Source organism: Streptosporangium sp. NPDC020145 (assembly GCF_040631275.1).
In the GTDB taxonomy this organism is placed as follows: domain Bacteria; phylum Actinomycetota; class Actinomycetes; order Streptosporangiales; family Streptosporangiaceae; genus Streptosporangium.
The window spans coordinates 1-26208 of the sequence record NZ_JBEXZT010000050.1; the positions used below are offsets into that span (position 1 = coordinate 1).

Here is a 26208-nt window from a genome sequence, read left to right on the forward strand (position 1 = left end):
AAGCTATGAAGCCGGGCTCTATCTCCGAGGCTCGGTCATGTGGTTGAAGCTCCTCACTTCAACCACATGATCCGAACTCTAAACAGCTCCTAGGAGCCCTCCCGGAGAGGTCGATCGCGTCCGTTGGGCGCTCTGCGGCGGCAAAGCTGTGAGCGAGCGACCGCCGTCGGCCCCGTTGGGTCGGCTTGGGGGCCTTCCAGTGACTTCCCAGCCCTGCGGACAGCGGGCTGCCTGACCTGGTCCGGTTCGGTGAGTCGCGTTTCGAACGCGGCCTCGGTCGTCGGCGAGGAAAGATGGGCGTGGTGAGCGACCAGGTGTCCGGCGAGCTGCTGGAGATAGCCGAGGCCCTTCTCCCCGGAACCTCGCTGAAAGCGGCGCGGTTCTTTCGCGGCGGGGTCCACGACGTCGTCCTGCTTCCGGGGGTCGCGGCGGTGCGGGTCAGCAGGCTGCCGTCCGGGGCACAGGCCCTGCCACGGCGGACCGAGGCGCTGCGGGCGATCGCGGCGGCCGGCCTGCCGTTCGCGGTGCCCGAGCCGCTGACGCCGGTGACGATGTTCGGAGCTCGCGCCGCGGTCGCCGTCTCCTGGATCGACGGTTCCGGACTGCCTGATGGAGTGGGCGATCCGGTGAGGATCGGCGAGCTTCTCCGGGCTCTACGGGAGTTCTCCGTCACCCCGCGGCTGCGCGCCGTACTGGGTGCGCCGCGCACCTTCACCGGCGGCCATCACTGGGCCGACATCCTGGCCGAAGAGGTCATCCCGCGCCTGCCCGGCAGGTGGCGCGAGGAAGGCCGGCGGCGCCTGGAGGACGCCCTGGCCCTGGAGGAGGTCCCAGACTGTCTTGTCCACGGCGATCTCGGCGCGGACAACGTCCACTGGAGCGGCGACGGTACGCTGATCGGAGTTCTGGACTGGGATCGGGCTCATCTGTTCGACCCGGCGGTCGACGCCGCCACCATGGGATGGCTGCATGGCTGGGACAATCTTCGCAAGGCCGTAGACGGCGCCACCTACCGGCGTGCCCGGGTCTGGGACCGGACGTTCGGGGTGACCCATCTTGTCGCGGCGCTGGACGGCAGGGCGCCGGCGAACGCCGACAGCTACGCGCGGCACATCGTCGCATGGTTGGAGGCAGGCGCCTCGAACGGGTGAACTCCCCGACGGGGCGGCCGGGCCCACGAAGGGTGTACGAGTTCTCGCCGATGACAGGCATGCGCCGGGAAACGGTGATGGCCATCGCGTGACCTTCGGGTGGCGAAGACCGAGTTAGGAGGGTCGGCCGGACCGCTGTACGGCCTGGTTCGGCGCCGTGATCACGTGGCGAAAAAGGAGTGGGCGGGATCGCATCGGACTGGTAGCTTGCAGCTGACCGTGACACCGCCGAGGAGGTGAGACCCATGAACGCTGTATCGATGTGGGTGCTCCCCCTTCCCGTCACGGCCGGGCGATTGACGTAGGTGTCGCCGGGAGCGCCTCGCCAACAAGGCACTCCCGGAAGGCAACACCATGGACTTTTCGCAGGTCACCGCTGGGCTGTCGTCGAACGACACGGTCGAGCGCGACTTCACCCCGGCAGCCCCGGGCGCCGATCACGCGCCTCTCGTGTTCGACGTGATCATCGCCGGGTGCGGGCCGACCGGCGCGACGCTGGCCGCGGAACTGCGGCTGCACGATGTGCGGGTGCTCGTCCTTGAGAAGGAGACCGAGCCCAAGTCGTTCGTCCGCATAGTCGGTCTGCACGCCCGCAGTCTTGAGCTGATGGCGATGCGCGGACTGCTGGACCGCGTCCTCGAACACGGAAGGCGGCGTCCGGCCGGTGGTTTCTTCGCCGCCATCCCCAAACCCGCGCCCGAGAACCTGGACTCCGCGCACGCCTATCTGCTGGGCATCCCGCAGCCGGTCATCGAACGTCTCCTCGAAGAACACGCCATCGAGCTGGGCGCTCAGGTCCGGCGTGGCTGGACGGTGACCGGTTTCGAGCAGGACGACGAGGGCGTGACCGTCGAGCTGGCCGACGGGCGGCGGCTGCGTTCGCGCTATCTCGTCGGCTGTGACGGCGGGCGCAGTACGGTGCGCAAACTGCTCGGCGTCGGCTTCCCCGGCGAGCCCTCGCGGGCCGAGACGTTGATGGGCGAGATGGAAGTGGGTGCGTCGCAGGAGGAGATCGCCGCCAGGACGGCCGAGGTCCGCGAGAGCCATCAGCGATTCTGGCTGCGGCCCTTCGGGGGAGGGGTCTACAGCGTTCTGGTCCCCGCCGAGGGAGTCGGCGATCGCGCGGAACCGCCCACCCTCGAAGATTTCAAACAGCGGTTGCGCGCCGTCGCCGGAACGGACTTCGGCGTACACTCCCCGCGCTGGTTGTCCCGCTTCGGGGACGCCACCCGGCTGGCCGAGCGTTATCGGGTCGGGCGGGTGTTGCTGGCCGGTGACGCGGCGCACATCCATCCACCCATCGGCGGACAGGGCCTGAACCTTGGCGTTCAGGACGCGTTCAACCTCGGCTGGAAACTGGCCGCGCAGATCCGCGGCTGGGCCCCGGAAACACTGCTGGACACCTACCAGGCCGAACGGCACCCCGTCGCCGAGGACGTGTTGGACAACACCCGCGCACAGACGGAACTGCTGTCCACCGAACCGGGCCCGCAGGCCGTGCGCAGGCTGCTCACCGAGCTGATGGACTTCGACGAGGTGAACCGCCACCTGATCGAGAAGATCACCGCGATCGGTGTCCGCTACGACTTCGGCGCGGGCCCCGACCTGCTTGGCCGCCACCTGCGTGACATCGAGGTGAAGCAGGGCCGCCTCTACGATCTGCTGCGTCACGGCCGCGGCCTGCTGCTGGACCGCACCGAACGCCTGACCGCGGGCGGCTGGTCGGATCGGGTCGACCACCTCGCGGATCCCACCGCGGCGTTGGATGTTCCGTGCGTTCTGCTACGTCCCGACGGCCACGTCGCCTGGGCCGGCGACGACCAGCGGGATCTGGACGACCATCTCTCCCGCTGGTTCGGCAGACCCGCCGACTGATTTCGTCTGAGCGGTCACCTTCGGGGCCGAGCCGGATCAGGTTTCGGTGGTGAGCGACCGGAGTTCGGCGATCACGTCCGCGCCTGAGGGAGCGTGGTCCGGATCAAGCAGCCATTGCATCATCAGACCGGTCAGCAGGGCGAGGGGGACCGAGCCGCCGAGTCCCTCTCGCCCCTCCCGCTGCCCTCTGGCGAGGTGTTCGCGCACCTCCGGTGACCGCTCCGCCTGCACCACGGCCTCAAGCTGCGCCACCCACAACGCCCGGTGGGTGGTGAAGCCGTCGATCAGGGCCTGCCAGTGTCGCTCCGGCTCGTCCGAAGAGGTGCGGTGGGCGAGTTCGTCGCTGAGTTCGTCGACCGCCTCCACCAGGGCCTGGGTGAGCAGCGCGTCCTTGGAACCGAAGTGGTAGCCGATGGCGGCATGACTCACTCCGGCGGCCGAGGCGATGTCCCGGACGGTCGTGTGAGCCCAGCCGCGTTCGATCAGGCACCGCTTGGCCCCGGCCAGCAGATCCTCTCGGTTTCCCATGCGGTGCAGCATAGCCGATGATTTGCCCATTCGGTCTACCCAAATGGATTGACCAAATGGTCAAATCGGCTTACCGTCATGCCCAATGACCAAGACGAAAGTTCTGATCTCCGGTGCGAGTGTGGCCGGGCCCGCCCTCGCCTTCTTCCTGAACCGCGACGGATACGAGGTGAGCGTGGTCGAGCGAGCCCCCGAGCTTCGTGACAGCGGATACGCGGTGGACTTCCACGGCGAGGCGTTCGACGCGTTGGAGGACCTGGGCGTCCTCGCCGAGATGCGTGGGCACGACACGAAGATGCGCGGCACCACCTTGCTGGACGACAAGGGCGTGGAGACCGGACGGCTGCCCGCCGAGGCGTTCGTCGGTGAACTGGAGGTACCGAAGCAGGAACTGACCCGGATCCTTCACCGCATCACCACCGACGACGTGACCTACGTGTTCGACGACTCGATCAGCGCGCTGACCCAGCACGGGTCGGGCGTCACGGTCGAGTTCGAGCGCGGAGCCGCCCGGGAGTTCGACATGGTGATCGGAGCCGACGGCGTCCACTCCAAGGTGCGGCAACTGGCCTTCGGCCCGTGCGCCGGGGCGCTACGCCACCTGGGCCTGTCCGGAGCCGGTTTCAGCACCGCCAACCACCTCGGCCTGGAGCGTGGCGGCCTGCTGCAACAAGGCCCTGGCGCGGCCCTCTACCTGTTCGGTTCCGGCGCGCCGGACCGCCTTACCGTCAGCTTCTCCTTCGCCACCGCCTCACCCGCACTGGACCGACGCGGCCGAGACGAGCAGGAGAACGCGGTGCGGGCGGCCTTCGCCGGTTTCGGTGGGCAGGCGCCCCGGCTGCTGGAGGCGATGAGCGAAGCGGACGACTTCTACTTCTCCTCGGCCTGCCAGGTCCATCTGGACCGCTGGTCGTGCGGCCGGATCGCCCCGGTCGGCGACGCGGGCTACTGCGCCGCCCCGACCAGCGGCATGGGCACCTCACAGGCGCTGATCGGCGCCCGGGCGCTCGCCGGAAACCTCGCCTCGGCGGCCGGAGACCACACGGCCGCCTTCGCCGCCTACGAGGAAGAGCTACGGCCCTACGTCACCGGGAACCAGGCCGCGGGCCGCCAGGCCGCGACGATGTTCGGCGGTGACGCCGGCCTGACCGGCTCATAGGAGGCGGAGAACATGGTGAGCGGCGTTCACCACGCCGTCTCCTGTCGTCCGGTGAGGCAGTGCTGTACGACCGGACCGAACCGGGCCACCAGCTCATCGGTGGGCGCGGAGGCGATCGGCTCGATCCGCATGATGTAACGCGCCACCGCGAGGCCCAGAACCTGGACGTTCACCATCCCCGCCCGTAGCGCGGCGTCCGGTGTGCCGAGCATCGTCACGAGCCGGCCGGTGATCTCCCGGTCGATGAACTCGCGGAGCAGCGCTTCCGACGCCTCATGGGTGGGGGCCGACCGGGTGAGCATCACGAGCGGCGTGCGGTCGGATTTATCCAGGTTCTCCAAGAGCGTCCGGATGATGCGCTCACCGATGCCGTCGAGACCGCCGGCGAACATCGACTCGATGGCCGACGTCAGGTGGGCGGGCATCTCGGTGACCGCGGCGAACAGGCCCTGCTTGGTGCCGAAGAAGTAGAACACCATGGCCGGGTCCACCCCCGCCTCGGCCGCGACCGCGCGCACCGTCGTGCCGCCGTAGCCGTTCTCGCGGAACAGCGTGCGGCCGGCCTCCAGGATCTGCTGCCTGCTCTGCTCACCGGATCGCCAGCGTCCGGGACGACTGTGTTCTGTCATGGCGGGAAGATCCTATCGGACATTTCTTCATCGGTCGATGATGTTTCTTCCCCGGCGCGGGGTACGCTGAACTTCATCAACCGATGAAGAAAGGTGGGACGGAATGCGGGTGATCGTTGTCGGTGCCGGACTTGGCGGGTTGACGCTTGCCCACGGGTTACGCCAGGCGGGCGTCGACGTCGTGGTGTACGAGCGGGACGGGCCGCAGGGGCGCCCACAGGGCGTCAGCCTGCATTTCGACGACAGGGGAGCCGCCGCGCTGCGCGCGTGCCTGCCGCCGCGGCACGTCGCGATGGCGGAGGCGACCATGGGCGGTCCGCGCGAGCGGAGGCTGTTCCTGTCCGAAGTGGACGGGGAGCTCAAGGTCGTTCGCACCCAGCCGCTCGCCGGTACCGCGGGACCCGTGCGGCCCGGCCGGCAGGCGCACCGGCCGCTGCTACGGGCGGTGTTGCTGACCGGACTGGAGGAAACGGTGCGGTTCGGGGCGCGGTTCACACGGTTCGAGCAGCGGGCTGACGGCACCGTCCGGGCGTGGTTCGCCGATGGCGGCACCGACACGGCGGACGTGCTGGTCGGCGCGGACGGCATCGGTTCCGCGGTCCGGCGCCAGTACCTGCCGCACGTGCGGGTGACCGACACGGGAAAGCGCATGGTGATGGGCGCGACACCGCTGCGGGCCGTGGCCGGTACCGGGCTGCCCGAGCTGATCGGCCACAGCGCCACCAGTGCGCGCTCGCACGGCACGATGATGGCGATGGGCGCGTTGCGGTTCACCCGGCCACCGGCCGCCGCGCGGGAGAAGTGGCTGCCCGCCCTGGACCACCGCGCCGTCGCCGCAGCCGAGGACTACGTGATGTGGACGCTGTCCGTCACGCGGGAACGGCTCGGTTCCACCGGCTCACCGGCCGACGCGTGGCACCGGGCCAGGGGACTGGCCGTCGGCATGCACCAGACGTTGCGGCTGGTCATCGACCAAGCATGGCCGGACCTCACCGTCGCGCTGCGGATCGGGCTGATCCCGCCGACGCCGGCATGGCCGGCCACTCCGGTGACGCTCATCGGCGACGCCATCCACGTGGCACCGGGTTTCGGGGGCAACCTGGCGATGCGGGACGCCCGCCGCCTGCGTGACGAACTGGTCCAGGCCGCCCGGGGAAAGCGGGACCTGCGCGCCGCGATCGGCGCCTACGAGGACGCGACGCGCCGCGACAACCTCTCCGCTCCCGGCGCGGTGGCCGGAACCGGCCCGGGAGCCCGGCAGCGGACCGGCGCCACGGAGCCGAGCGCATGAACCTCACCATGCTGACGCGGAGGTCGCTGTCCTTGTTCGCCGCGGTGGGTGGCTGGCGCACACTCGCGGAGGCCGTCGCGTCTCGTGCGCTGTTCCTGGTCGCCTATCTGACGAGCGGTCGCGTATCGGCCTCCGCGCTGATCGCGGTCGTCGGCGTGCTCGCCTTCGCGGTGGCCCGGGTGTGGACCGACAGGAAGTACTGGCAGGCAGCCGGTGGGCTGCTCATGGTGGGGGTCTCCGCGTTGCTTGCGGGGAGCACCGGGCGCGGGGTCGACTTCTACCTTGTGGGCGTGCTGACCAGTGCGGTCGGCGGGGCCGTGTTCCTGGTGTCCGTGCTGGTGCGGTGGCCGGTGGTCGGGCTGGTGCTGGGGGCGGCGCGTGACGATCGGTTCGGCTGGCGGCGGGATCGCGCGAGGCGGCGGCGCTACCAGAGGTGCACGGCGATCTTCCTGGCGAAGTTCGCCCTCGGCACGGCGTTGATGGTGCCTCTGTACCTGGCCGGGCAGGTGGTCGCGCTCGGGATCGCCAGCACACTGCTGACCACGCCCGCGACGGGCGTCTGCGCCTATCTCAGCTGGCGCATCCTCCGCGCCGAGGCGGACCCCGCAGGACCGGGCCCCGCCGTGACGACGCCGAGCCCCGGCTGACGGCCGCGTCCGGTCCAACCGGTGCGCCGGCTCTGCGACCGCCGTGTTTCGAACGGAGCGTGGTGACGCGGCACCACCGGGAGGCGCGTCAGGGGATCGCGGCCTCAATCCGGGCGAGGTGGGCGGCGAGGATCTCATCGAACGCGGCCCGGCGGTCGGCTCCGAGGGGGCGGATCTCGCGGGCGAAGTGGGCCAGGGCGGGGAAGCGGTCGGGGTCGGCCCCGAGGACCGCGACGCGGAACTGCTCCATGCCCTGTTCGTACTCGTCCGGGGTGAGGGTGCCGATCCCGGCCTCGGAGACGATCAGTGCGGAGAGGAGGATCACGAGCCGGTGGTAGCGGGAGGGAATCTCCTCATCGGGCAGGCCAGAGGTCCGCAAAGCCTGTAGTGCCTCCTCCATGACCAGCCGGGAACCGGCGCCGCCGGATCCGTAGCGTCCCCAGACCGCGGCGAGCTGGGGGTGCCGGCCGAAGGCCTCTCTCAGGCGCAGGGCTGTCGCGGTGATGCGCTGCCTCCAGTCACCCTCGGGGCGGTAGCCGTCCATCGCGGCCACCAGGATCCGGTCGGCGACCGCGCGCAGAAGCTCGGTCTTGTTGCGGAAGTGCCGGTAGAGGCTGGAGGAGTCGGTCCCGAGCGTCGCGGCGAGCCTGCGAACGCTGAACGACTCGGCGTCGTCCGTGCGCAGCAGTTCCGCCGCCGTGTCCAGGATTTCCTCCGTCGACCAACGCCTTCGGCCTGTCATCTCGCCCCTCTCGTCCGCGCCCGGCCCAGCATATCTTATGCACTTGCCGATGCACGCGCCGCGTGCATAATGGAGGCGTCTGCTGGCTGGAAGAAGAGAGAGGGCGAGATGAGCGAGACCACTGCCGTCAGACAGCCGCCGGAGCCGGACTTCTCCACGATGACGGTCAAGCAACTGATCGCCTACCGCACTGCGGAGAACCGCTGGCGGGCCTCCGGCGCGGCACGGGCGATCCTCGGAGAGCCGGACCCCGGAGCCGCCGTCGGATGGCAGGACATCGCGCTGCCGGGTCGCGACCTTCCGGTCCGGGTGTACCGGCCGGTGTCTCCTGCCGGCGGCGAAACCACCGCCAGGACCGGCCTGCCCCTCGTGGTCCACGTGCACGGAGGCGGTTTCGTGGGCACAGCGGCGCAGTGCGACTGGACCAACAGCCACCTCGCCGCCCGGTTGCCCGCGCTCGTCGTCTCCGTCGAGCACCGCCTCCTCGCCCCGGGCAGCCCCCTCGCCGACGCCGCCGACGACGGCTGGGACGTCCTCCGGCACATGGTGGAAAACGCCGCACGGTGGGGCGTCGATCCAACGCGTACGGCCGTCGCCGGCGAGAGCTTCGGCGCGCTGGTCAGCGCCCTGACGGCCGTCCGGGCCCGGGACGCGGGCCTGCGGCTCCGGGCGCAGGTGCTGGTCAACCCCGTGGTCGAGGTGACCGAGACGATGTGCGACTACCCCTCCGTGGCTGAGTACGCCTACAGCCCGACCCCTGCCCTGCCGCTCCTGCGGTTCCTGCGACGGCTCGCCGTCCCGCCGGGAACCGACGCCCGCGCGTTCTCGCCGCTGTACGCCGATGATCTGAGCGGGCTCGCCCCCGCGCTGCTCGTGGTGCCGACCAAGGACGCGGTCGCCGATCACGGCCGCCGCTACGCCGGGCGACTGCGGGCGGCCGGGACGTCCGTACGGCTCACCGAGTATCCGCAGGCGCGGCACGCCTTCCTCACCCTGCCAGGGGTGGAACCGCAGGCCGAGGTCGCCCAGGCGGAGATCTTCGAGTTCCTCCGCGCGGCTCTGGCGGGGTGACGGGACGGCGACGCGAACCATCTCAGCGGCGTCTGCGGCCCTCCAGGCCCCTGGCGACCGGTGCGGCGTCTTCGCCCACCCAGCCCAGCAGGGCCGAACCTCGGCAGCGCTGGAAGGGCAGGCCCAGGTAGGCCAAACCGGGTACCGGGCTGATCCCCTCACTGTGGCGGGGCAGCCCGCCGACCAGGGCACCGGGAACCCGCAGCCAGCGGTAGTCGGGGCGGTAGCCGGTCGCCCAGATCACGCTCCGCGGGGCGATGGTCCGGCCGCCGGCGGTGCGCAGCAGGGAAACGGTGGTGCCGAGCCGGACCGGCAGCTCGAAGTGGGCCGCGTACGCCCGCAGGTAGTCGGCCACCTCGTCCTTGCCCGGATAGCGGTCGGCGCCGGGCATGGGCAGGCCGGGCAGCGCGCTCAGGGAGACGGGGGTGAACAGGCGCAAAGAGTCCCAGCGGCGCCGCCAGGACTCGCCCAGCCGCGGGTGGGCCTCCAGCAGCAGCAGCACGTCATGTCCGGCCATGCGCAGTTCGCGGCCTGCCGCGAGCCCCGCCTGTCCGGCGCCGATCACGAGAATCACGAAACCAAGCCTGGCCGAGAGAGTGGCGGCGGGGCTTGAACGATCCTGCTACCGGGTTCGTCCGTGGTGCTCCGTCCTTCAGGCCGGAGAGCGTCAAGGCAGCCATCGCACCCCGGTCGTCAGGGTGGAGGGTGCCTGGCCCATCATCCGGCGGACCACCTGGTCAGGTGGGCGGAGTCCGCGAACCCGGCCGTGTGCGCGGCCTCGGTGAGCAGGGCGCCGTCCGCCAGCGACGACATCGCCGCCCGTAGCCGCGTCCACAGCACGTAGGGCCGGAACGGCAGCCCCAGCTCGCCGGCGAACAGGTGGGACAGCCTGCCGCCGGACAGGTGCACGGCGAGGGCGGGGCGGCCGGAGCTCTCCATGCCCCGGACAATACAGTCGATACTGAATCAAGCTAATAGTTTATTCAGTCACGACTGAACAGTAGGTGTGGCCCTTCAAGTGGGCGATCCGGGCCGCCAGCGGGGGCTCGCGCCGGTGTCGCGCAGGGACCACTGCCCGTCGGGGTGCAGTTCGTCGTCGTAGTAGAAGACGGTGGAGGGCAGGCCGAGGGTCGGGCCATCGTGCGCGACGAAGGCCTCGCAGGCCGCCTGCCGCAGCCGGTGGGGGTCCACGGCGAGGGTGTCGGTGGCGACCTGGACCAGGCGCTCCAGCGCGTGGTGGGCCATGAAGCTGTCATAGGCGAGGCTGAAGACGTGCGCCGCGGGGTGCCGTACGTCGCGGGAGATGATGTTGACCGGCGGCAGCGGACGCGTCAGGCCCTGCCGAAGGCGGATGGCCGGGTCGACGTTGATGGCGCAGTCCCGGTAGAAGACGGCCGTGCGCCGCCCGTCGAGGTCGTAGCCGAACAGGGTGTTCTGGCCGTGCATCTCCAGGGCGCATCCGGTGCGCGTGGCGGCGCGGGTCCACAGGGCGACCATGGGTGCCACCACGCGGCGGACCAGCCACTGTGTCGGGTCTTCGCCGCTACGGGAGATGAGCTGCGTCAGCACGGCGGGGTGCCGAGGCTGGAGGATGTCACGGCCGTACAGGGCGAACAGCGGCACCGTGTACCGCAGGGGCGAGGCGAGGATGTCAGCGGTTGCGGAGTTCCCGCCGGGCGGTCCGACGGCGGTGCCCGTGCGCGGGCCCGCCTCGCGGACGAGGAAGCCCCAGGCGTCGCGCGGCCGGTGTCCCAGGACTCCGCCCGCCACCTCGCAGAGCACGGGGAGCTCGTTGCGGGTCAGTTCCGCGGCCGTCCACAGTTCAAGGGTGATGATCGGTTGCCGCAGGCGGCGGGTGAAGCGTGACAGCCGTTTGGGGTAGTGCAGTTTGACGAAGTGCGGCTCGGTGGACGCGCCGCCGACGCGTTCGACGAACACGGTGCGGGCGTTCGCGGAGGGCACCACGGTCAGCTCGGGGCCGCGTCGCAGGCGACGCAGTGTCCGGCGTTCGGGAAGGTCCGGATAGGCGAGCGTCTCCGGATGGACGGGCAGCAGGAATTCGTCCGCGTCGCCGTACAGGCCGCTCACCTTGCTCGGCAGGTCTCCGGCCAGGAACGTGCCCATCTCGGGCGGCACCCGGAAGGTGGGCACCTGGAAGCGTGGCAGTCCCCGTTGCGGGTGGTAGCGGTCGCCGATGTCCAGGTGCGCCGAGTAGGCACTGTAGTCACGGGTGCCGCCGCCCAGGTATCGCTCCGCGTACTGCCAGGTCTGCTGCGGGTCTCCGGACTCGTCGATGATCACGATGCGCCTTCCCGGTCGAGGTAGTGAAAGGTGGGTTCGGGATGCATGAGGAACTGGTGGTGGGACAGGTTCCAGGCGTAGGCGCCGGCCAGACCGAAGACGATCAGATCGCCGGGGCTCAGCCCGGTGACGGACACGTCCCGGGCGAAGACGTCCTTGGGGGTGCAGAGCTGGCCGACCAGGGTGATCGTGCCGCTGTAGGCGGGTGTCCGGCCGGTGGGGCGGATGACGGTGAACGGCTGGTCGTGCCCTCTGGCGACCGGGGTGCGCAGGTGCTGGGTGCCGCCGCGCAGCACCGCGAAACATTGTCCGTGGCTGGTCTTGATGTCCAGGACATCGGTGACGTACCAGCCTTGGTAGGCGGACAGTGAGCGTCCGGGCTCGATGCGCAGCGGCCCGGGGGAGCGCAGGGCCGCCAGGGCGGCACCGTAGGCCGCCCAGTCGAAACGACTGTCCGGATCGGCGTAGTCGACCAGCATCCCCCCGCCGAGATCGATCTCGGGATGCTCGACGCCCGGCAGGTGCCGGTTCAGCCAGGACGAGGCCCAGGTGACGACGTAGGCGGCCACCTCGGCCATGGCGGGGGCGGGCAGGCCCCACGCCAGGTGGCTGTGGATGCCGCGCACGCGGATCCGGGGAGCCGCGCGCAGGATCGGCAGGCACGCCTCCAGTGTGGGCTCGTCCATGCCGAAGGGTGTGACGGTCGTGGTCTGCCCGTTCACGGCGGGCGGACGCAGATTGGCCCGCAACAGGATGTCCACCGGCCGCCCTCGGGCGATCCGGGCGATTCTGGTGAGTTCGCCGGGGCTCTCCACGTGCACCCGTTCGACGCCGAGTTCGAGCGCGAGCCTCAGGTCGGCGTCGGTCTTGCCGGGACCGCTGAAGGCGACCCATGCCTGCGGCAGGAGCTTTCGCACGAAGGCCAGCTCACCGCCCGAGGCCACCTCGAACCCGTCAACGAAGGGTGCGAGGGCGCGCAGAACCCGTGCGTCGGGGTTGGCCTTGACGGCGTACAACACCTGAGCGGCGCCGTTCACGGCGCCGATGACCACGCCGGCGTGGCGGCGAAGACCGTCCAGATCGTAGATGTACGCGGGCAGCATGCCGGCTGCCGCGAGTCGCAGAGCCTTCTCCTGCGGGAGCATCGCACCTCCAAGGTCGGGTTTCACGCATGGCTGTGACACGACACCTCAGGGCGGGTCACGTCGAGGGGACGTCGTTTTCCGTGACGACCGAAGTCCCCGGTGAGGGGCTAGCCCATCCCGTTCCGGCAGGCGGGGACGGGCTTGGCGCGGGCAGGCGTACGGACGAGGCCGCGTTCAGGGCTTCGGCCTTGTGACACCGGGCCGGGGGAGCGGGTCAGGGGGAGAGGCGGGGTCGTGGCGGTGACCGGCAGAGCGCGTCGTGAGGGCATGGAACTCCAACCATGGTCACGCAAGGTGTGAGGATAAATACGAAAGGTAGTTGTTTGTGATCAGAGGTGTACTACCGGCGCGGTGACATTGATCTTTCGCCCGGAGTCCGGGCGTTGAGAAGCATCGTGCCAAGTCTTGATCGCGGCTGGGAGGGCGCTACGGCCCGGAACTCCCTGGCGCTGTTTTTCGCCTTTCCGGCCAGCGCCGCGGCGAGCCGTAATACGGTCCCGAAATCGCTCATCCCATTTCATCCGGCGCTCGGTGAACATTCGGTGGGTGAACGCCATCGCCGCCCGCGGCACGCCTGTTTAACATTGGTGTCGGCGAAAAGCGAAGGCGGCACCTGAGAAATCGGAGGCGTGCCGAGCGTCGCGAATCACCGATCACCCCTACGCCGGGTTCATCCTCCTGATCATCAGAGCCGACCACGCTCAACCGCCGAAGGGAGAGGCCCATTTTTCCGGCATGGCCGTTACCGGTGCCGGAGACCACCGAAACCGTGCCACGACAGGACCACGGTGAACCCGCCCGCGCGGCCCTCATTGTCCAGACCAGACGAGGAGAAATCATGAGATTTTCCCGTGCCAGGATCGGCTTTCTTTCGCGAAAAGGCAGAAGGCCGACCTCGTTGAATCCCGGGGAGAGGCGGTTGACGTTCAGCGCCCTGGTCATGGCGCTGGTCCTGGTGGCCGTGTCCTTCGCGGCAGGCACGTCCACGCCGGCGTACGCGGAGATCGTGAACCGGATCAGCGGACTGCGCGCCGACGTGATGTGGGCGTCCACCAATCCGAGGCGGGGCGTCTTCCTGTGGCCGGACAATGCCAGCCACTCGCAGGAGTTCGAGTTCCTCGACAGCGGAAATGGATACTTCCGCATAAAGGCCCGTCACTCCGGTCAGTGCCTGCAACTCTTGGACGGTGATCCCCGGGAGGGTGTGTCCATCGTTCAGGACACCTACTGCGAGTCCGGGTACGCGCCGGCCGAGTGGCGAACCGATTACATCATTCCGCCGCACGAGCCCTGCGTGTGCTTTCCCGAGACCTAAATGATCATCAGGAACCGCGCGAACGGCAGGTGCCTGGACGCCTCCTCCAGCGGTATACCCGGCCAGCAGGCACGCCTGCAGGCATGGAGCTGTATCAGGACGGGTACGGAAGGGAACCGCTGGAACCAGGTGTGGGGCTTCCAGTACCCCGGGGGCAATCCTCCGGTCCGCTGAGGCCGTCACGTCGGGGGCTCCGCCCGCCGCCGTCCGGGCGGCCCTTCGAACGGCGGCGGGCGGGGCGGGAGACGTCCCCTCAGGGTTGCGGGGCAAGCCCACCGGGAACGTCGGCGTTGCCTCACGCTGCGGACGGCGTGACGACGTATGCGATTCATTCAGCATTCATGCCGAATGATCAGAATTTTGTCGTTTATGCCTGTTCTGGCTGCTGCCGGCAGCCGTTCGCTCGTTGAAAGGCAGTTCGCCTGTGAATGGCAGTACCTTTCGGACCCCCCGCCCGTTATCCGGCCGACCGGCCCGCAGAATCCTGATCGCCGGCGCGATGGCGCTCGGCATGATGGCCACACCGACGATCGCCAACGCGACATCCGTCACGCCCGTCACACAAGCCGAAGAAGCCACAAAAGCCACAGAAAACGGGGTCGCCCCGGCGAGTTCCCTGGCATCGGTCGCCTGGCCGGGCGGTTCCTCGGTGTCCACCGCCGACGGGTCGAACGTTTTCGGTGAGGACCTCAGCGGTCTCCACCAGACCGGCGGGGTGCTGTGGGGCGCGCAGAACAGCGGCAGGCTGTGGCGCCTGGTCCCGAACGGCTCCGGCGGCTGGAAGCCCGACACCACCGGCGGCTGGACCTCCGGCAAGGCGCTTCGCTTCCCCGGCGGTTCCGGCGCCCCCGACAGCGAGGGCGTCACCGTCACCGGCTCCGGCGCGGCCGGAGGGGTGTTCGTCTCCAGCGAGCGCAACGGTTCCGGCAGCAGCAGGCTCTCCGTCCTGCGCTACGACGTCTCCGGCAGCGGCACGACGCTGACCGCGACCAAGGAGTGGAACCTCACCGCGAGCCTGCCGTCCGTGGGCTCCAACCTCGGCTTCGAGGGCGTCACCTGGATCCCCGATGGCTACCTCACCGGCGCCGGGTTCAAGGACGCCTCGACCGGTGCGGCCTACGACCCCGGTGGCTACGGCGCCCACACCGGAGGTGTTTTCTTCCTCGGCGTCGAAGGCACCGGCATGATCCACGGCTACGTCCTTGAGGACTCCGGGGCCTTCACCCGGATCTCCTCGACCAGCAGCGGCATGGCCGGTGTCATGGAACTGCAGTGGGAACCGCAGGCCCTCCGGCTGTGGGCCGTCTGCGACGACAACTGCGGCGGCCAGCACCGCACCCTGAAGGTCGATGCCTCGGGGGCCTTCGCCGTCACCGCCGTCCACGACCGGCCCACCGGCATGCCCGACTACAACAACGAGGGCTTCTCCCTCGCCGGAGCCGACGAATGCGTCAACGGGTCCAAGCCCGTCTACTGGGCCGACGACGACAACGACGGCGGCCACGCCATCCGTAGGGGCACCGTCACCTGCTGACCGGCCGTCGAGAACACGTTCCCGGGCGACCCGGCGCCAACGTGTCCGGTGCCGCCGGTCGTCGCCCGGGGCGGTACCGCCCGCCTCGGGCGGAAGCGAAGCGGTCAAAAGTGGCACGGTCAGAGCGGCACGGTGTCCAGGGGGATCGGCTGGAACATCTCCGGTTCGTCCTCGGGGACCAGCGCCGTGGGGCCGTAGATCCAGTCGACGAACGAGTAGTCGTAGACGTCCCGGCCACGCAGGAGGGCGTTGCGCCGCAGCCTCAGGACGCCTTCGAGGTGCCACAGCTCGCCCCACGCCCGGGCGGTGGTGACGACGCGGCGGCAGTGCTCGGGCCGTACGGCCTCATAGGCGGCGAGTGCCGCGTCCCAGTCGACGCCGGAGCCGTCACCGGTCCGCCGCGCGCGCTGGGCGGCGACGTGCTCCCCGAGCACCCAGCCGTCCTCGATCGCCATGATCGCGCCCTGCGCCATGTACTGCAGGGGCGGGTGCGCCGCGTCACCGAGCAGCGCGATCCGGCCGGTCACCCAGGTCATGATCGGGTCACGGTCGTACATCCGCCACCACCGGTCGCGCCACATCAGCGGCAGCCCCTTCCGGACCCGCTCGCAGGTTCCCGCGAACGCCGCGTCCAGCTCGTCCGGTGTTCCCCAGTCGTCCTCACCGGCCAGCGCCTTCGGCGACTCGAACACGGCGACCTGGTTGAACATCTCGCCGCCCCGCAACGGATACTGGACGAAGTGGCAGCGGGGGCCGACGTACACGACGACGTCCTTGTCGTGGATGCCGTTGTCGGCGACCTTCTCGAACGGCACGGCGCCGCGGTAGGCGACGTACGCCGAACTCACCGGCTCGTCCTTGACCAGCAGTTCGCGGGCGACCGAGTGCAGCCCGTCCGCGGCGATCACCACCTCCGCCTCGTCGGCGCCGCCGTCGGCGAAACGGACCCGGGCGCCACCGGCGACGTTCTCGTACGACGTGCAGTGGGAGTCGGTCAGGAGCTCGACACCCGCCCGCTCACAGGCGCGGAGCAGGATCCCGTGCAGGTCGCTGCGGTGGATCACCAGGTAGGGGTAGCCGTAACGGCGCTCCAGGTCGCGCAGGTCCAGCCGGGTCAGGTCGTCGTCGTCCACGGCGTCCTTCATGACCATGGCCTCGGGCAGCACACCGAGGGAGGCCGCCTCCTCCAGCAGCCCGTAGCGGTCCAGGATGCGGGTGCAGTTCGGCGCCAGCTGGAGGCCCGCGCCGACCTCGCCGAACACCGACGACCGCTCGTGCACCCTGACCCGCAGCCCCTGACGGGTCAGGGCGAGCGCCGCGGACAGGCCGCCGATGCCGCCCCCGACGACGATCACGTCGGCGCGGGTTGAGGGGAAGACGCCCATGGGATCGGTCCTTCTCGTCACAGCCACGGGGGCAGGGTCGGTGGGAGGCCGCCGCCGACGGCGGTCACCCCGGTCGTGGGACGTCCGGCCAGGTAGGCGGTGACGTCGGCCAGGGACCCTTCGACGCCGGGCACCGCGTCGAGACCCCGCTTGGCGAGGACGTCCTCCCGCAGCGCCAGCAGGAAGCCGTCGGGAAGGTCGGCGAAGGTGAGCCCGGTGGCGAGGTCCACGGCGTGCACCATGACCTCCCGGCTGCGCATCCACGGGACCTCGCTCGCCGGCACGGTACGGCCCTGCGCGGTCACCACCTGGGTCCGCCACGCCTCGTCGGGCAGCGCCGCCATCGCGGTGGCCAGGGTCGCGGCCGACTCCGTGAACCACCGTGACAGTTCGCCGGCGTCCAGCCGGGAACCCCGCTCGATCCCCTCGGCGCGTTCCTGCGGGGAGCCGTACATCGGGGTCCTCTCGCCGGTGCGCGCCCAGTGGATCAGGTTGCCGACCGCCTCGGCGTTCGCGGCCAGGTGCGCCACGAGGTGCTTGCGCGTCCAGCCGGGCAGGGCCGAGGCGGCGCCGTACTCCTCCTCGGACAGGCCGGTGATCGTCGACACGCACAGCCGGGTCCCCGTCTCGGCCCACGCGAGTGTGGTGGCGAGGTCGCGTGCCATCACGCGCCTTCGGGGACGACGCGGTTCTCAAGGCGGCCGAGACCCTCGATCTCGGTCACGACCAGCTCGCCGCCCTTCAGGAAGACCGGTGGCCTGCGGGCGTGACCGACCCCGCCGGGGGTGCCGGTCGCGATCACGTCGCCCGGGTTGAGGCGCACCATCGTCGAGACGTAACGGATCAGGTGGACCGGGTCGAAGAGCAGGTCGCCGGTGTTGTCGGACTGCGTCACCTGACCGTCGATCTCGCAGCGGATGTCGAGCGCCGGCCGCGGGCCGGTCTCGTCGGCGGTGACGAGGAACGGGCCGATCGGGGTGGTCGAGTCCCAGTTCTTGCCCTGCAGCCACTCCCGGGTCCGGAACTGCCAGTCACGGCACGTGATGTCGTTGAGCACGGTGAACCCCGCGATCGCGGCGACCGCCTGCTCCTCGTCCGCCCGGCGTACCTGCCGGCCGACGACGACGGCGAGTTCGGCCTCCCAGTCGAACTGCTCGGTCTCCTCGGGGCGCCGGATGTCGTCGGTGGCGCCGATGAGGGTGTCGGTGAACTTGGAGAAGAGGGTCGGGTACTCCGGGAGGTCGCGGCCCATCTCCTTGATGTGGTTCTGGTAGTTCAACCCGACGCAGATGACCTTGCCGGGCCGGGGCACGACCGGGGCGAGGTCGGCTCCGGCGAGCGGGTGCCTGGTGCCGTCGGCCGTCGCGGCGGTCGCGAGACCGCCGGGCGCGGCCAGCACGGCGCCGACGTCGGGCAGGCCCACCTCGACGAGCTGGTCGCCCTCGACGCGGACGGCGGCGGTGCGCTGGTCACCCAGGCGGATGGTGGCGAGCTTCATCGGCTGTCCCTTTCGGTGTGGCTGCGAAACAGGTTGAGCTTGGTGAAGATCGGGGCGTCGCCGAACTGGAACAGGTCGAGCGCGCCCGAGTCGGAGTCGGACGCCGACGCCTCCGAGCGGATCGACAGCGGCTGCCAGGACGGGACGACGAAGAGATCTCCGCGGGTCACCGTCCAGGTCCGGTCGCCGACGGTGACCCGGCCGGACCCGTCGAAGACCTGGTAGACCGAAGAGCCGGTCTCCCGGTACGGCGCGGTCTCCGTGCCGGTGGTGATCCGGTGGAACTGCGCCCGGATCGTCGGCAGCACGTCGTCGGCGGTGGTCGGGTTGGTGTAGCGGACCAGGGCGTGACCCGGCTCGACCGTGGCCGGGTGGCCCTCCCGCTCCAGCGTGAGCTGGCCGGTCAGCGCGGCGTCGGTGTCGGTCCAGCGATAACGCAGAAGGGGTGTGCCCTCGCGGCGGCCGAGCTGTGAGACCGGTGCCAGGCCGGGGTGCCCCCAGAGCCGCTCGGCGCGGGAACGATCGGGGGTGGCGTGCTCCTCCTCGGTGAGGGTGTCCCGGCCGAAGTCGAAGAACTGCCCCTCGATGCCGTACTGGAACGGGATGTCGAGCCCGTCGATCCAGGCCATCGGCGTACTCGCCGAGTTGTGGTGGGCGTGCCAGTGCAGGCCGGGCTGGGGGAGGAAGTCGCCCCGGCGCATCGGCACCGGGTCGCGCTCGACCACGGTCCACACTCCCTCGCCCTCGACGACGAAGCGGAAGGCGTTCTGGGTGTGCCGGTGCTCGGGCGCGTCCTCGCCCGGCATGAGGTACTGGATCGCGGCCCACAGGGTCGGGGTCGCGTAGGGCTTGCCGCCCAGGCCCGGGTTGGCCAGCGCGATCGCGCGGCGCTCGCCGCCGCGGCCGACGGGGACCAGGTTCCCGGAACGGCCGGCGAGTTCGAGCAGTTCGCTCCAGTTCCAGCGGTGCGGCCGGGCCTTGGAGCGCGGGTGCCGCGGCATCAGGTCGCCGATCTCCGTCCACAGCGGGACGAGCAGCGCCTTCTCGAACCCGCGGTAGAGGTCTTCGAGTTCGGGGCTGACGGGAGGCTGGTCGGGCCGGTCCTCAGCGGTGACGCTGACCGGCGACGTGATGGCGTGCGCGTCGGACATGGTCCTGACTATCCGCTGACGCGACGGATCAGGAACAGAGGATTCTGCACAGCAGAACAGGCTGTGTCAGGATCGGACCATGGTGAAGCCGATGAAGACTCCGCCGGCCTACGCCTCGAACAGCGTCGACCACGCCCTCAGGCTCGCGCAGATCCTCCAGCTCGACGGGGCGATCACGGTCTCCGCGGCGGCCGAACGGCTGGGCGTCGCCCGTTCCACGGCCCACCGGCTGCTGACCGCGCTGGTCTACCGCGACTTCGCGGTGCAGGACGAGGACCGGACCTACCGGGTGGGCCCCATCCTCGCCCTCGCCGAGCGTGCCCAGTCCGACGTCGGCACGCTCCGGGCGGCGGCCCTCGGGCCGATGCGGGCCCTGGTCGACCGGATCGACGAGACCGTGAACCTCAGCATCCGCACCGGCAGGAACGTCCGGTTCATCGCCTCGGTCGAGTGCGCCCAGGCCCTGCGGGTGGGCAGCCGCGAGGGCATGGTCTTCCCCGCCCACCAGGCGACCGGCGGCCTGGTGGCGCTGGCGGCGCTCCCGGACGAGGAACTCGTGGCCCTGTACGCCGCCGACGACCGGCACGATCCCGCCGAGGAGCTGCCCGACCTGACGAGGCTTCGTCGTGAGCTCCGGTCCGTACGGCTCAGCGGTGTCGTGCTCAACCTTGAGCGCACCGAGCGGGGCGTGACCGCGATGGGGTGCGCGGTGAGGGATCGCTCCGGTGCGACCGTCGCGGCGCTGTCGATCTCGATGCCCAGCGTCCGTTACTCGCCGGAGCAGGTCAAGCCGCTCACCGCCGCGCTCACGGCCGCCGCCGACGCGATCACGCGCGCCCTCTGAGGCTCAGTGGCGGGCGATCAGTGCCTCGCCGATCGCCGTCATGGCGTCGGCGAGCTGCTCCATGAACTCCGAGATCGGCTTGCCGTCCTCCGACTGGAGCGAGACGAACGCGCCGTCGAATCCGGCCATGCCGAAGTGGGCGAGGGCGTCCGCGACCGTGTTCGCGGCCTCCTCGCCCTCGCTCAGGAACGAGGAGCGGATCATGTGCCGCATGTAGTCGCGGCCCTCGTCGCGGACCGCGATCACGGTTCGCAGCGCCTCCGGAGCCTCGGCCGCCTCGTTGCTCATGACCAGCACCAGCAGCAGGCGCAGGAACGCCTCCCGGTGCTCGAAGACCTCACCGGTCCTGCGCAGGTACCACCCGAGGCGCTCGCGCGGGGTGCCGCCCTCCGGCGGGTTGCGGTGGGCCTCGCGCATGGCGTCGAAGTAGTCGCTCGCCCCCTGGGACATGACGGCCGACAGCAGCCCGGCCTTGGACTCGAAGTGGTGGTAGAAGGCGCTCCTCGGCAGGCCCGTCTCCTTGATGAGGGTCGACATCGACGTGCCCGCGTAGCCGCGCACGGACATCACCCGGGCGGTCGCGTCGAGGATCTCCTGGCGTGACCGTCGGCCTCGGCGGTTCCCGGTCTGCGCCTTCGGCGCGGGCTTGTCCACTCGCCGAATTCTAGGGACTCGGAGGGCGGCTCTTGACACATCGCCGCTGGTCATTGTTACCCTCCTCACTATCGTACCGACCGATCGGTCCAAAACTGCCGCGCCGAGCACACGCGGCCAGGACAACGGAGTCAGCGCATGACCGAGAGCTACGACGCGGATGTCGCGATCATCGGATACGGCCCGACCGGTGTGATCGCCGCACTCACCCTCGCCAGGTACGGAGTCTCCGCCGTCGCCCTCGAACGGGACAGGGACATCTACCCCCGAGCCCGGGCCGTGACCGTCAACGACTGGACGATGCGGATCTTCCAGGATCTCGGCATCGACGAGCGGATCGAGAAGAAGATCGACCCCCAGCGGGCCCTGCGCTGGGTGACCTACGACGGCACGGAGATCATGCGGGTCGAGCACCCGCCCTCGACGCTGGGCCGCAAGCCGCGCTTCTACAACATCTACCAGCCGACGATGGAGACCGAACTGCGCGCCGCGGCGCTGGAGTACGGCGACCGCATCACCGTCCACTACGGCGCCGAGGTCACCGGGATCGACCAGCACGACGACGGCGTCACCGTCACCTCGACGGACATCGCGACCGGCGAGACCCGCACCGTCCGCGCCCGGTACGCGATCGGCGCCGACGGCGGCAGCAGCACGACCCGGGACGAGGTGGGCTGCCGGCTGCTGGGCGACACCAACGACGTCACATGGGTGGTCATCGACTGCCGCGTCAAGCGGTGGTGGCCCGACCGCGACTTCCTGACCTTCTGGTCCGACAAGGAACGCCCGGTCGTCGACATCGCGCTGTCCGCGGGCAACCACCGCTGGGAGATCCCGCTCAAGCCGGACGAGTCCCCGGCGGACTACCCGACCAGCGCCGAGGTGTGGCCGCTGCTCCAGGCGCTCGGCGTCACGGAGGAGGACGTCGAGATCCACCAGCACGCCTTCTACCGGCACCACACCCGGATGGCCGACACCTGGCGCCGGGGCCGGGTCTTCCTGGCCGGCGACGCGGCCCACCTGATGCCGCCGTGGGCGGGCGCCGGAATGCAGACCGGAATGCGCGACGCCCACAATCTGTGCTGGAAACTCGCCCGCGTGATCAAAGGCGAGCTGCCCGAGAGCTGGCTGGAGACCTACGAGGCGGAGCGGCGTCCGAACGCCGCCTTCTACACCGGCCTCGCGGTCCAGCTCGGGCGGGTCATCAAGCAGGAGCTGTCCGAACAGGAGCAGGCCGCGATGAACGCGGTGCCCCAGGACACGGTCACCCCGTTCGAGCCACCGCTCATCGCCCCGCCGGTGCTTGAGGGCGGCTGGATCAGGGGCCCGCTGGGCGATGCCAGCATCGTCGGCCGGATGGTCCCGCAGCCGATCACCGGCGACGCGATCGGCCGGATGGTGCGCCTGGACGACCTCCTCGGCGACGGCTTCGTGCTGCTCGGCGGCGACGTCGACCCCTCGGCCCTGCTGACGGCGGAGGAGAAGGCGGGCTGGGACGCGCTCGGCGCGCGCTACGTCGCGGTGCGGCCGAAGACGGCGTACACGCAGGGGCCGGACGAACTGGTCGACCTGGACGAGGTCCTGCTGCCGTGGCTGCGCAGGTACGGCGCCCGCGCCGTGGCGCTGCGCCCCGACAGGTTCGTCGCCGCGTCCGACGTCGGCGGCCTCGCCGTACCCGCCCTCGCCGTGCCCGCCTGAGACCGGCAGGCCGGGCCATCGGCCTGAGAAACCTGAGAAACCTGAGAAGCCTGAGAAGAAGGAGAAGAGAGATGCCCCGAGTCAAGGAGCTCGGTTACGTCGTCTACGAGGTCAGCGACCTCGCCGACTGGGAGCACTTCGGCGTCGAGCTGCTGGGCATGCCGATCGGCGAGAGAACCGGCACCGGGTTCACCCTGCGCACCGACGAGAAGGCCCACCGCTGGATCGTCACCGAGGGCCCCGCAGACGACCTGGTGGCCACGGGCTACGAGGTCGTCGACGCGGCCGAGCTCGACGCGCTGGTCGAGAAGGTGCGCGCGGCCGGGATCGAGGTCGCCGAGGGCGACCCCGCCCTCGCCGCCGCCCGCAAGGTGGAGCGGATCTTCGTCACCGCGGACCCGATGGGCAACCGCATCGAGCTGGTCACCGGCCTGGCCGAGGCCGGCACTCCGTTCGAGTCCGCCAAGCTGCTCGGCGGCTTCGTGACGGGCGCGGGCGGCGCGGGCCACCAGGTCCTCCTGGCGCACGACGTCCCGCGGGAGACCTACCTGGGCTTCTACATCGACCTGCTCGGCTTCAAGGTCAGCGACATCATCGTCGAGGAGGTGACCCCGGGTGTGGTCGCCGACCTGATCTTCCTGCACTGCAACGGCCGCCACCACACCGTGGCCTTCGGTGACCTGCCGTCGCCGAAGAGGACCCACCACTTCATGGTCGAGGTGACCGACATCCGCGACGTCGGCAGGGCCTACGACCGGTGCATGGACGCCAAGCAGCCGTTCGAGATGACACTCGGCATGCACCCGAACGACCACATGTTCAGCTTCTACGTCTTCACGCCCTCGGGCTTCAGCGTCGAGTACGGCTGGGGCGGGCTGATCATCGACGACGAGACGTGGGAGGTCAGGACGCTCGACAAGCTGCACAGCTGGGGTCACCGCCCCTCGGCCGTCGTCGCCGAACTGCTCGCCGCCGCACCCGCACCGAACGGAGAAGACCACTGATGGCCCTCGACCCCAAGGACATCGCCCGCACGGTCCAGACGAACGACTGGAAGCTCCGCTACTACGAGGCGGGCTCCGGCCACCCGGTCGTCCTGCTGCACGGCAGCGGGCCGGGCGCGACCGGGTGGAGCAACTTCGCGGGCAACATCGAGGCGCTGGCCGAGCACTTCCACGTGTACGCCGTCGACATGCCCGGCTGGGGCGAGTCGGACCCCGCGACCGTCGACCGGCTCGACCATGTGGAGGCGGTGATCCAGTTCCTGGACGCCCTCGGCATCGAGAAGGCCGCGTTCGTCGGCAACTCGATGGGCGGTCAGACCTCGCTGCGTCTGGCCACCGAGCACCCGGACCGGATCTCGCACCTGGTCACCATGGGCCCGCCGGTCGGCCGGATGCCGACGCTCTTCGGTGCCGGCGGCGGCCCCTCCGAAGGCCTCAAGGTGCTGATCGAGGCCTACCACGACGCGAGCCCGGAGAACATGCGCAGGCTCGTCGAGATCATGGTCTACGACAAGGCCCGCTTCGCCACCCCCGAGTTGTGCCAGGCGCGTTCGGACGCCGCGCTCGCCCGTCCGGACCATCTGCGCAACTACGTGGACGGCCTGCCGAAGGGCGCGCCGCTGCCGAAGTGGGTCAAGCCGGAGGCACTGCCGGCGATCCAGGTGCCGACCCTGCTCATCCACGGCCGCGACGACCGCGTCGTCTCGTTCGAGACCTCGCTGTACCTGCTGGCGAACATCCCGAACAGCAGGCTGGTGCTGCTCAACCACTGCGGGCACTGGGCGATGATCGAGCACGCCGACGAGTTCAACCGGCTGGTCGTCGACTTCGTCGCGAACAACTGACCCGACCGGCGGGGCCGACCGGCCCCGCGCGGTTGAGCCGTACGACCGGGCTGCCGGTGCGGGAGCGCCCCGGCAGTGCTTGAGTTCTCCTCGCTGTGGGCGGGGCCGTTCTCAGGCGTTCTCGCGCTCGGCCCGCCCGCGGATCAGCAGGATCTTGGGCGGGTACACCTCGGTGTCGATCGTCAGGGCGACCATCGGGTTCTCGCGCAGGGCCGGAGGCTTCGGGGCGTTCTTCGTGGTGCACACGACGATCTCCGAGCCGTTCCAGGTGAACGCGATCGGAATGTTCCTGGGCGTGCCGTCCTTGGCCACGTACGCCAGCCGGGCCACGTGACGGGCCGGCAGCTCCCGGCTGATCGGCCGGTCCGGAATCTCGGTGATCTCGTTCGCTCGCATGGCCGTTCCTCCAAGGTCGTCGTCGTGTTCCACCCCGGGGACGGAGCCGCCGGAGCGTTCTCGACGTCCGTCGGCTCCGAGTTTCGGATTATCTCCGGCCGCCACCGCCGGACCCGGCGGTCGTCTCTTCCCATGGGATCCCCGGGGATGAGCTGATCGATCATGCCGGTGGGGTTGTCACGCCGCTCGAAGACCTGTGCCGGCGTGTCGACTCCGTGAACGACAGGCGGCCGGGGAGGTCGGTGAGACGTTCGACGCGGAGCACGGTCTCCTCCGCCGCCGGTGACGGCTCACCGGTGACGAAGTCGATGCCGCGGTCCAGCCAGACGCCGGTGAGCCCGGCGAGGGAGGCCGCGTTCACGTCACTTTCCAGCATGTCGCCCACGTTGACCGCCCGGGCCGGGTCCGTCCGCATCCACCGGCAGGCGGCGGCGTAGGCGGCGGGCTTGGCCGTACCGAGCTCGGTCGGGGTCAGGACGGCCTCGAAGTACTCCAGGAGGCCGAAGCGGGCGAGCTTGGCGCGCTGCTGTCCGGGGTCGCCGTTGGTGAGGACGGCCAGGCGCGGTCCGTGGGGGAGTCGTTTCAGGGTCTCCAGGCATGGCCGGACGTCGGGATAGCTCCGCCAGGACTCCTCGAACGCGGTGAGGTAGCGCTCGGTGATCCAGGCGTCCAGAAGAGCGGGGTCCTCCGGAACCGGCTCGCCGAGCATGGGCAGGAAGGAGCGGACCCTGCGCCGGTGGTGTTCGGCGAAGGAACACTGACCGGCCAGGTACTCCCGCATGTGGCGTCCCTCCAGCGTCCACCATGACGTCACCAGCTCCTCCGGCGGAGCCGTCGCGTTGGGCGCGGCCCGGACGACCTGACCGATCGTTTCCAGGACCGCGCTTCGGTGATCCACCAGGGTGCCGTCCAGGTCGAAGAAAATCACATCCGCCATGGCAGGATCATCCCTTGGCGCCCGTCCCCGGCATGCGGGGGGTGGAGCCGTCCGGCGGCTTCACCCGAGGGCCCGGCGAGCCGACACCGTCGGAAAACCGCTTGAGGCCTCCTGCCGCGTTCCCGTAGCTTGCCCCAAGCACCGTCGTCGTGAGGACAGAGGACAAGACCGCGTGACCCCGCCTGCTCTTTGACCTGACACGTTTCTTCGCTCACCTGTAGCCGACGCTCTCGTCGGTTCCGCCGGGCTGCCCTCGCGCGCCCGGTCCTGCAGCGTTTGAGGCCGCGCGCAATCGGCCTCGTGTCAGGTCTAGGGAGCTGTTTAGAGTTCGGATCATGTGGTTGAAGTGAGGAGCTTCAACCACATGACCGAGCCTCGGAGATAGAGCCCGGCTTCATAGCTTTCCGG

General features: G+C 70.1%; 28 protein-coding genes. 13 read left to right on the forward strand and 15 right to left on the reverse strand.

Annotated elements, in window-relative coordinates; genetic code table 11:
- Window positions 1–293: 293 nt before the first annotated feature.
- Window positions 294–1151 (forward strand): phosphotransferase, encoded by an 858-nt coding sequence (locus ABZ463_RS40420; protein ID WP_362785235.1) that lies wholly within the window; start codon window positions 294–296, stop codon window positions 1149–1151.
- A 450-nt stretch (window positions 1152–1601) separates the two neighbouring features.
- Window positions 1602–3026, forward strand: coding sequence for a rifampin monooxygenase (rox, locus tag ABZ463_RS40425; RefSeq protein WP_362785295.1), 1425 nt, complete (start codon window positions 1602–1604; stop codon window positions 3024–3026).
- A 36-nt stretch (window positions 3027–3062) separates the two neighbouring features.
- Here rox and ABZ463_RS40430 read toward each other — a convergent pair whose 3' ends face one another.
- The gene (locus ABZ463_RS40430; RefSeq protein ID WP_352012151.1) at window positions 3063–3554 is read right to left on the reverse strand and encodes a TetR family transcriptional regulator; all 492 of its coding nucleotides are present in this window, start codon (window positions 3552–3554) and stop codon (window positions 3063–3065) included.
- 85 nt (window positions 3555–3639) lie between these two features.
- Between ABZ463_RS40430 and ABZ463_RS40435 the strand changes: the two genes are divergently transcribed.
- On the forward strand, window positions 3640–4713 hold the full coding sequence (locus ABZ463_RS40435) for an FAD-dependent monooxygenase (protein ID WP_362785239.1): 1074 nt from the start codon (window positions 3640–3642) through the stop codon (window positions 4711–4713).
- 26 nt (window positions 4714–4739) lie between these two features.
- Here the strand turns inward: ABZ463_RS40435 and ABZ463_RS40440 are convergent, their stop codons facing one another.
- A complete protein-coding gene (locus ABZ463_RS40440) occupies window positions 4740–5342 on the reverse strand; it encodes a TetR family transcriptional regulator (protein WP_362785242.1) in 603 nt (200 codons plus the stop codon).
- A gap of 103 nt (window positions 5343–5445) precedes the next feature.
- Between ABZ463_RS40440 and ABZ463_RS40445 the strand changes: the two genes are divergently transcribed.
- The gene (locus ABZ463_RS40445) at window positions 5446–6633 is read left to right on the forward strand and encodes an NAD(P)/FAD-dependent oxidoreductase (RefSeq protein ID WP_362785245.1); all 1188 of its coding nucleotides are present in this window, start codon (window positions 5446–5448) and stop codon (window positions 6631–6633) included.
- Entirely contained in the window at window positions 6630–7280 is a 651-nt protein-coding gene (locus ABZ463_RS40450) for a DUF3159 domain-containing protein (RefSeq protein ID WP_362785248.1), read from the forward strand. Before ABZ463_RS40445 ends, ABZ463_RS40450 begins: the two co-directional genes overlap by 4 nt.
- A gap of 88 nt (window positions 7281–7368) precedes the next feature.
- Here ABZ463_RS40450 and ABZ463_RS40455 read toward each other — a convergent pair whose 3' ends face one another.
- Window positions 7369–8022, reverse strand: a complete 654-nt coding sequence (locus tag ABZ463_RS40455) for a TetR/AcrR family transcriptional regulator (protein WP_362785251.1) — start codon at window positions 8020–8022, stop codon at window positions 7369–7371.
- A 108-nt stretch (window positions 8023–8130) separates the two neighbouring features.
- Here ABZ463_RS40455 and ABZ463_RS40460 point away from each other — a divergent pair, with 108 nt between their 5' ends.
- A complete protein-coding gene (locus ABZ463_RS40460) occupies window positions 8131–9093 on the forward strand; it encodes an alpha/beta hydrolase (RefSeq protein ID WP_362785254.1) in 963 nt (320 codons plus the stop codon).
- Between the two features lie 22 nt (window positions 9094–9115).
- Here the strand turns inward: ABZ463_RS40460 and ABZ463_RS40465 are convergent, their stop codons facing one another.
- From ABZ463_RS40465 to ABZ463_RS40480, 4 genes are all read right to left on the reverse strand, one after another.
- Window positions 9116–9667: an NAD(P)-binding domain-containing protein gene (locus ABZ463_RS40465; protein WP_362785256.1), complete on the reverse strand. Its 552-nt coding sequence runs from the start codon at window positions 9665–9667 to the stop codon at window positions 9116–9118.
- Between the two features lie 143 nt (window positions 9668–9810).
- The gene (locus ABZ463_RS40470) at window positions 9811–10032 is read right to left on the reverse strand and encodes a helix-turn-helix domain-containing protein (protein ID WP_352012159.1); all 222 of its coding nucleotides are present in this window, start codon (window positions 10030–10032) and stop codon (window positions 9811–9813) included.
- Window positions 10033–10107: 75 nt separating this feature from the next.
- The gene (locus ABZ463_RS40475) at window positions 10108–11394 is read right to left on the reverse strand and encodes a ferric iron reductase (RefSeq protein WP_362785259.1); all 1287 of its coding nucleotides are present in this window, start codon (window positions 11392–11394) and stop codon (window positions 10108–10110) included.
- Window positions 11391–12539, reverse strand: coding sequence for an alanine racemase (locus ABZ463_RS40480; RefSeq protein ID WP_362785262.1), 1149 nt, complete (start codon window positions 12537–12539; stop codon window positions 11391–11393). Before ABZ463_RS40480 ends, ABZ463_RS40475 begins: the two co-directional genes overlap by 4 nt.
- A 383-nt stretch (window positions 12540–12922) precedes the next feature.
- On the opposite strand from ABZ463_RS40480, the gene ABZ463_RS40485 reads away from it, so the two are divergent.
- Together ABZ463_RS40485 and ABZ463_RS40490 are read left to right on the forward strand one after the other, a co-directional pair.
- Window positions 12923–13156: a hypothetical protein gene (locus ABZ463_RS40485; protein ID WP_362785264.1), complete on the forward strand. Its 234-nt coding sequence runs from the start codon at window positions 12923–12925 to the stop codon at window positions 13154–13156.
- 302 nt (window positions 13157–13458) lie between these two features.
- Complete coding sequence (locus ABZ463_RS40490; protein ID WP_362785267.1) at window positions 13459–13854, forward strand: RICIN domain-containing protein; 396 nt, start codon at window positions 13459–13461, stop codon at window positions 13852–13854.
- 339 nt (window positions 13855–14193) lie between these two features.
- Here ABZ463_RS40490 and ABZ463_RS40495 read toward each other — a convergent pair whose 3' ends face one another.
- Window positions 14194–14511, reverse strand: a complete 318-nt coding sequence (locus ABZ463_RS40495) for a hypothetical protein (protein ID WP_362785269.1) — start codon at window positions 14509–14511, stop codon at window positions 14194–14196.
- Between ABZ463_RS40495 and ABZ463_RS40500 the strand changes: the two genes are divergently transcribed.
- Window positions 14504–15388: an esterase-like activity of phytase family protein gene (locus tag ABZ463_RS40500; protein ID WP_362785272.1), complete on the forward strand. Its 885-nt coding sequence runs from the start codon at window positions 14504–14506 to the stop codon at window positions 15386–15388. The genes ABZ463_RS40495 and ABZ463_RS40500 overlap by 8 nt on opposite strands.
- Before the next feature lie 119 nt (window positions 15389–15507).
- Here ABZ463_RS40500 and ABZ463_RS40505 read toward each other — a convergent pair whose 3' ends face one another.
- The 4 genes from ABZ463_RS40505 to ABZ463_RS40520 are packed head-to-tail and all read right to left on the reverse strand — an operon-like array spanning window position 15508 to window position 19422.
- Complete coding sequence (locus ABZ463_RS40505; protein ID WP_362785275.1) at window positions 15508–16800, reverse strand: FAD-dependent monooxygenase; 1293 nt, start codon at window positions 16798–16800, stop codon at window positions 15508–15510.
- Entirely contained in the window at window positions 16791–17438 is a 648-nt protein-coding gene (locus ABZ463_RS40510) for a maleylpyruvate isomerase family mycothiol-dependent enzyme (protein WP_362785278.1), read from the reverse strand. The genes ABZ463_RS40505 and ABZ463_RS40510 overlap by 10 nt, the downstream gene beginning before the upstream one ends.
- On the reverse strand, window positions 17438–18271 hold the full coding sequence (locus tag ABZ463_RS40515) for a fumarylacetoacetate hydrolase family protein (RefSeq protein ID WP_352012168.1): 834 nt from the start codon (window positions 18269–18271) through the stop codon (window positions 17438–17440). Before ABZ463_RS40515 ends, ABZ463_RS40510 begins: the two co-directional genes overlap by 1 nt.
- Complete coding sequence (locus ABZ463_RS40520) at window positions 18268–19422, reverse strand: cupin domain-containing protein (RefSeq protein WP_352012169.1); 1155 nt, start codon at window positions 19420–19422, stop codon at window positions 18268–18270. Before ABZ463_RS40520 ends, ABZ463_RS40515 begins: the two co-directional genes overlap by 4 nt.
- Window positions 19423–19513: 91 nt before the next feature.
- On the opposite strand from ABZ463_RS40520, the gene ABZ463_RS40525 reads away from it, so the two are divergent.
- Window positions 19514–20266 carry an IclR family transcriptional regulator gene (locus ABZ463_RS40525; protein WP_352012170.1) on the forward strand — a complete coding sequence of 251 codons (753 nt, stop codon included), beginning with the start codon at window positions 19514–19516 and terminating at the stop codon, window positions 20264–20266.
- A 3-nt stretch (window positions 20267–20269) separates the two neighbouring features.
- Here the strand turns inward: ABZ463_RS40525 and ABZ463_RS40530 are convergent, their stop codons facing one another.
- Window positions 20270–20920, reverse strand: a complete 651-nt coding sequence (locus tag ABZ463_RS40530; RefSeq protein WP_352012171.1) for a TetR/AcrR family transcriptional regulator — start codon at window positions 20918–20920, stop codon at window positions 20270–20272.
- Window positions 20921–21058: 138 nt separating this feature from the next.
- Between ABZ463_RS40530 and ABZ463_RS40535 the strand changes: the two genes are divergently transcribed.
- From ABZ463_RS40535 to ABZ463_RS40545, 3 genes are all read left to right on the forward strand, one after another.
- Window positions 21059–22618: a bifunctional 3-(3-hydroxy-phenyl)propionate/3-hydroxycinnamic acid hydroxylase gene (locus tag ABZ463_RS40535; protein WP_362785283.1), complete on the forward strand. Its 1560-nt coding sequence runs from the start codon at window positions 21059–21061 to the stop codon at window positions 22616–22618.
- Between the two features lie 71 nt (window positions 22619–22689).
- Window positions 22690–23622: a VOC family protein gene (locus ABZ463_RS40540; protein WP_362785286.1), complete on the forward strand. Its 933-nt coding sequence runs from the start codon at window positions 22690–22692 to the stop codon at window positions 23620–23622.
- On the forward strand, window positions 23622–24467 hold the full coding sequence (locus ABZ463_RS40545; RefSeq protein WP_352012174.1) for an alpha/beta hydrolase: 846 nt from the start codon (window positions 23622–23624) through the stop codon (window positions 24465–24467). Before ABZ463_RS40540 ends, ABZ463_RS40545 begins: the two co-directional genes overlap by 1 nt.
- Window positions 24468–24578: 111 nt before the next feature.
- Here the strand turns inward: ABZ463_RS40545 and ABZ463_RS40550 are convergent, their stop codons facing one another.
- Window positions 24579–24863 carry a pyridoxamine 5'-phosphate oxidase family protein gene (locus tag ABZ463_RS40550; protein WP_362785290.1) on the reverse strand — a complete coding sequence of 95 codons (285 nt, stop codon included), beginning with the start codon at window positions 24861–24863 and terminating at the stop codon, window positions 24579–24581.
- A gap of 160 nt (window positions 24864–25023) precedes the next feature.
- Window positions 25024–25800 carry an HAD family hydrolase gene (locus tag ABZ463_RS40555; protein WP_362785293.1) on the reverse strand — a complete coding sequence of 259 codons (777 nt, stop codon included), beginning with the start codon at window positions 25798–25800 and terminating at the stop codon, window positions 25024–25026.
- Window positions 25801–26208: the final 408 nt, after the last annotated feature.

What these genes read in the sequence shown, in the direction of transcription:
- ABZ463_RS40520 (WP_352012169.1), bottom strand. Translation starts at nt 19,422, where the DNA reads ATGTCCGACGCGCACGCCATCACGTCGCCGGTCAGCGTCACCGCTGAG.
- ABZ463_RS40480 (WP_362785262.1), bottom strand. Translation starts at nt 12,539, where the DNA reads ATGCTCCCGCAGGAGAAGGCTCTGCGACTCGCGGCAGCCGGCATGCTG.
- ABZ463_RS40420 (WP_362785235.1), top strand. Translation starts at nt 294, where the DNA reads ATGGGCGTGGTGAGCGACCAGGTGTCCGGCGAGCTGCTGGAGATAGCC.
- ABZ463_RS40540 (WP_362785286.1), top strand. Translation starts at nt 22,690, where the DNA reads ATGCCCCGAGTCAAGGAGCTCGGTTACGTCGTCTACGAGGTCAGCGAC.
- ABZ463_RS40450 (WP_362785248.1), top strand. Translation starts at nt 6,630, where the DNA reads ATGAACCTCACCATGCTGACGCGGAGGTCGCTGTCCTTGTTCGCCGCG.
- ABZ463_RS40440 (WP_362785242.1), bottom strand. Translation starts at nt 5,342, where the DNA reads ATGACAGAACACAGTCGTCCCGGACGCTGGCGATCCGGTGAGCAGAGC.
- ABZ463_RS40430 (WP_352012151.1), bottom strand. Translation starts at nt 3,554, where the DNA reads ATGGGAAACCGAGAGGATCTGCTGGCCGGGGCCAAGCGGTGCCTGATC.
- ABZ463_RS40515 (WP_352012168.1), bottom strand. Translation starts at nt 18,271, where the DNA reads ATGAAGCTCGCCACCATCCGCCTGGGTGACCAGCGCACCGCCGCCGTC.
- ABZ463_RS40545 (WP_352012174.1), top strand. Translation starts at nt 23,622, where the DNA reads ATGGCCCTCGACCCCAAGGACATCGCCCGCACGGTCCAGACGAACGAC.
- ABZ463_RS40435 (WP_362785239.1), top strand. Translation starts at nt 3,640, where the DNA reads ATGACCAAGACGAAAGTTCTGATCTCCGGTGCGAGTGTGGCCGGGCCC.
- ABZ463_RS40525 (WP_352012170.1), top strand. Translation starts at nt 19,514, where the DNA reads ATGAAGACTCCGCCGGCCTACGCCTCGAACAGCGTCGACCACGCCCTC.
- ABZ463_RS40460 (WP_362785254.1), top strand. Translation starts at nt 8,131, where the DNA reads ATGAGCGAGACCACTGCCGTCAGACAGCCGCCGGAGCCGGACTTCTCC.
- ABZ463_RS40445 (WP_362785245.1), top strand. Translation starts at nt 5,446, where the DNA reads ATGCGGGTGATCGTTGTCGGTGCCGGACTTGGCGGGTTGACGCTTGCC.
- ABZ463_RS40455 (WP_362785251.1), bottom strand. Translation starts at nt 8,022, where the DNA reads ATGACAGGCCGAAGGCGTTGGTCGACGGAGGAAATCCTGGACACGGCG.
- ABZ463_RS40555 (WP_362785293.1), bottom strand. Translation starts at nt 25,800, where the DNA reads ATGGCGGATGTGATTTTCTTCGACCTGGACGGCACCCTGGTGGATCAC.
- ABZ463_RS40550 (WP_362785290.1), bottom strand. Translation starts at nt 24,863, where the DNA reads ATGCGAGCGAACGAGATCACCGAGATTCCGGACCGGCCGATCAGCCGG.
- ABZ463_RS40535 (WP_362785283.1), top strand. Translation starts at nt 21,059, where the DNA reads ATGACCGAGAGCTACGACGCGGATGTCGCGATCATCGGATACGGCCCG.
- ABZ463_RS40510 (WP_362785278.1), bottom strand. Translation starts at nt 17,438, where the DNA reads ATGGCACGCGACCTCGCCACCACACTCGCGTGGGCCGAGACGGGGACC.
- ABZ463_RS40470 (WP_352012159.1), bottom strand. Translation starts at nt 10,032, where the DNA reads ATGGAGAGCTCCGGCCGCCCCGCCCTCGCCGTGCACCTGTCCGGCGGC.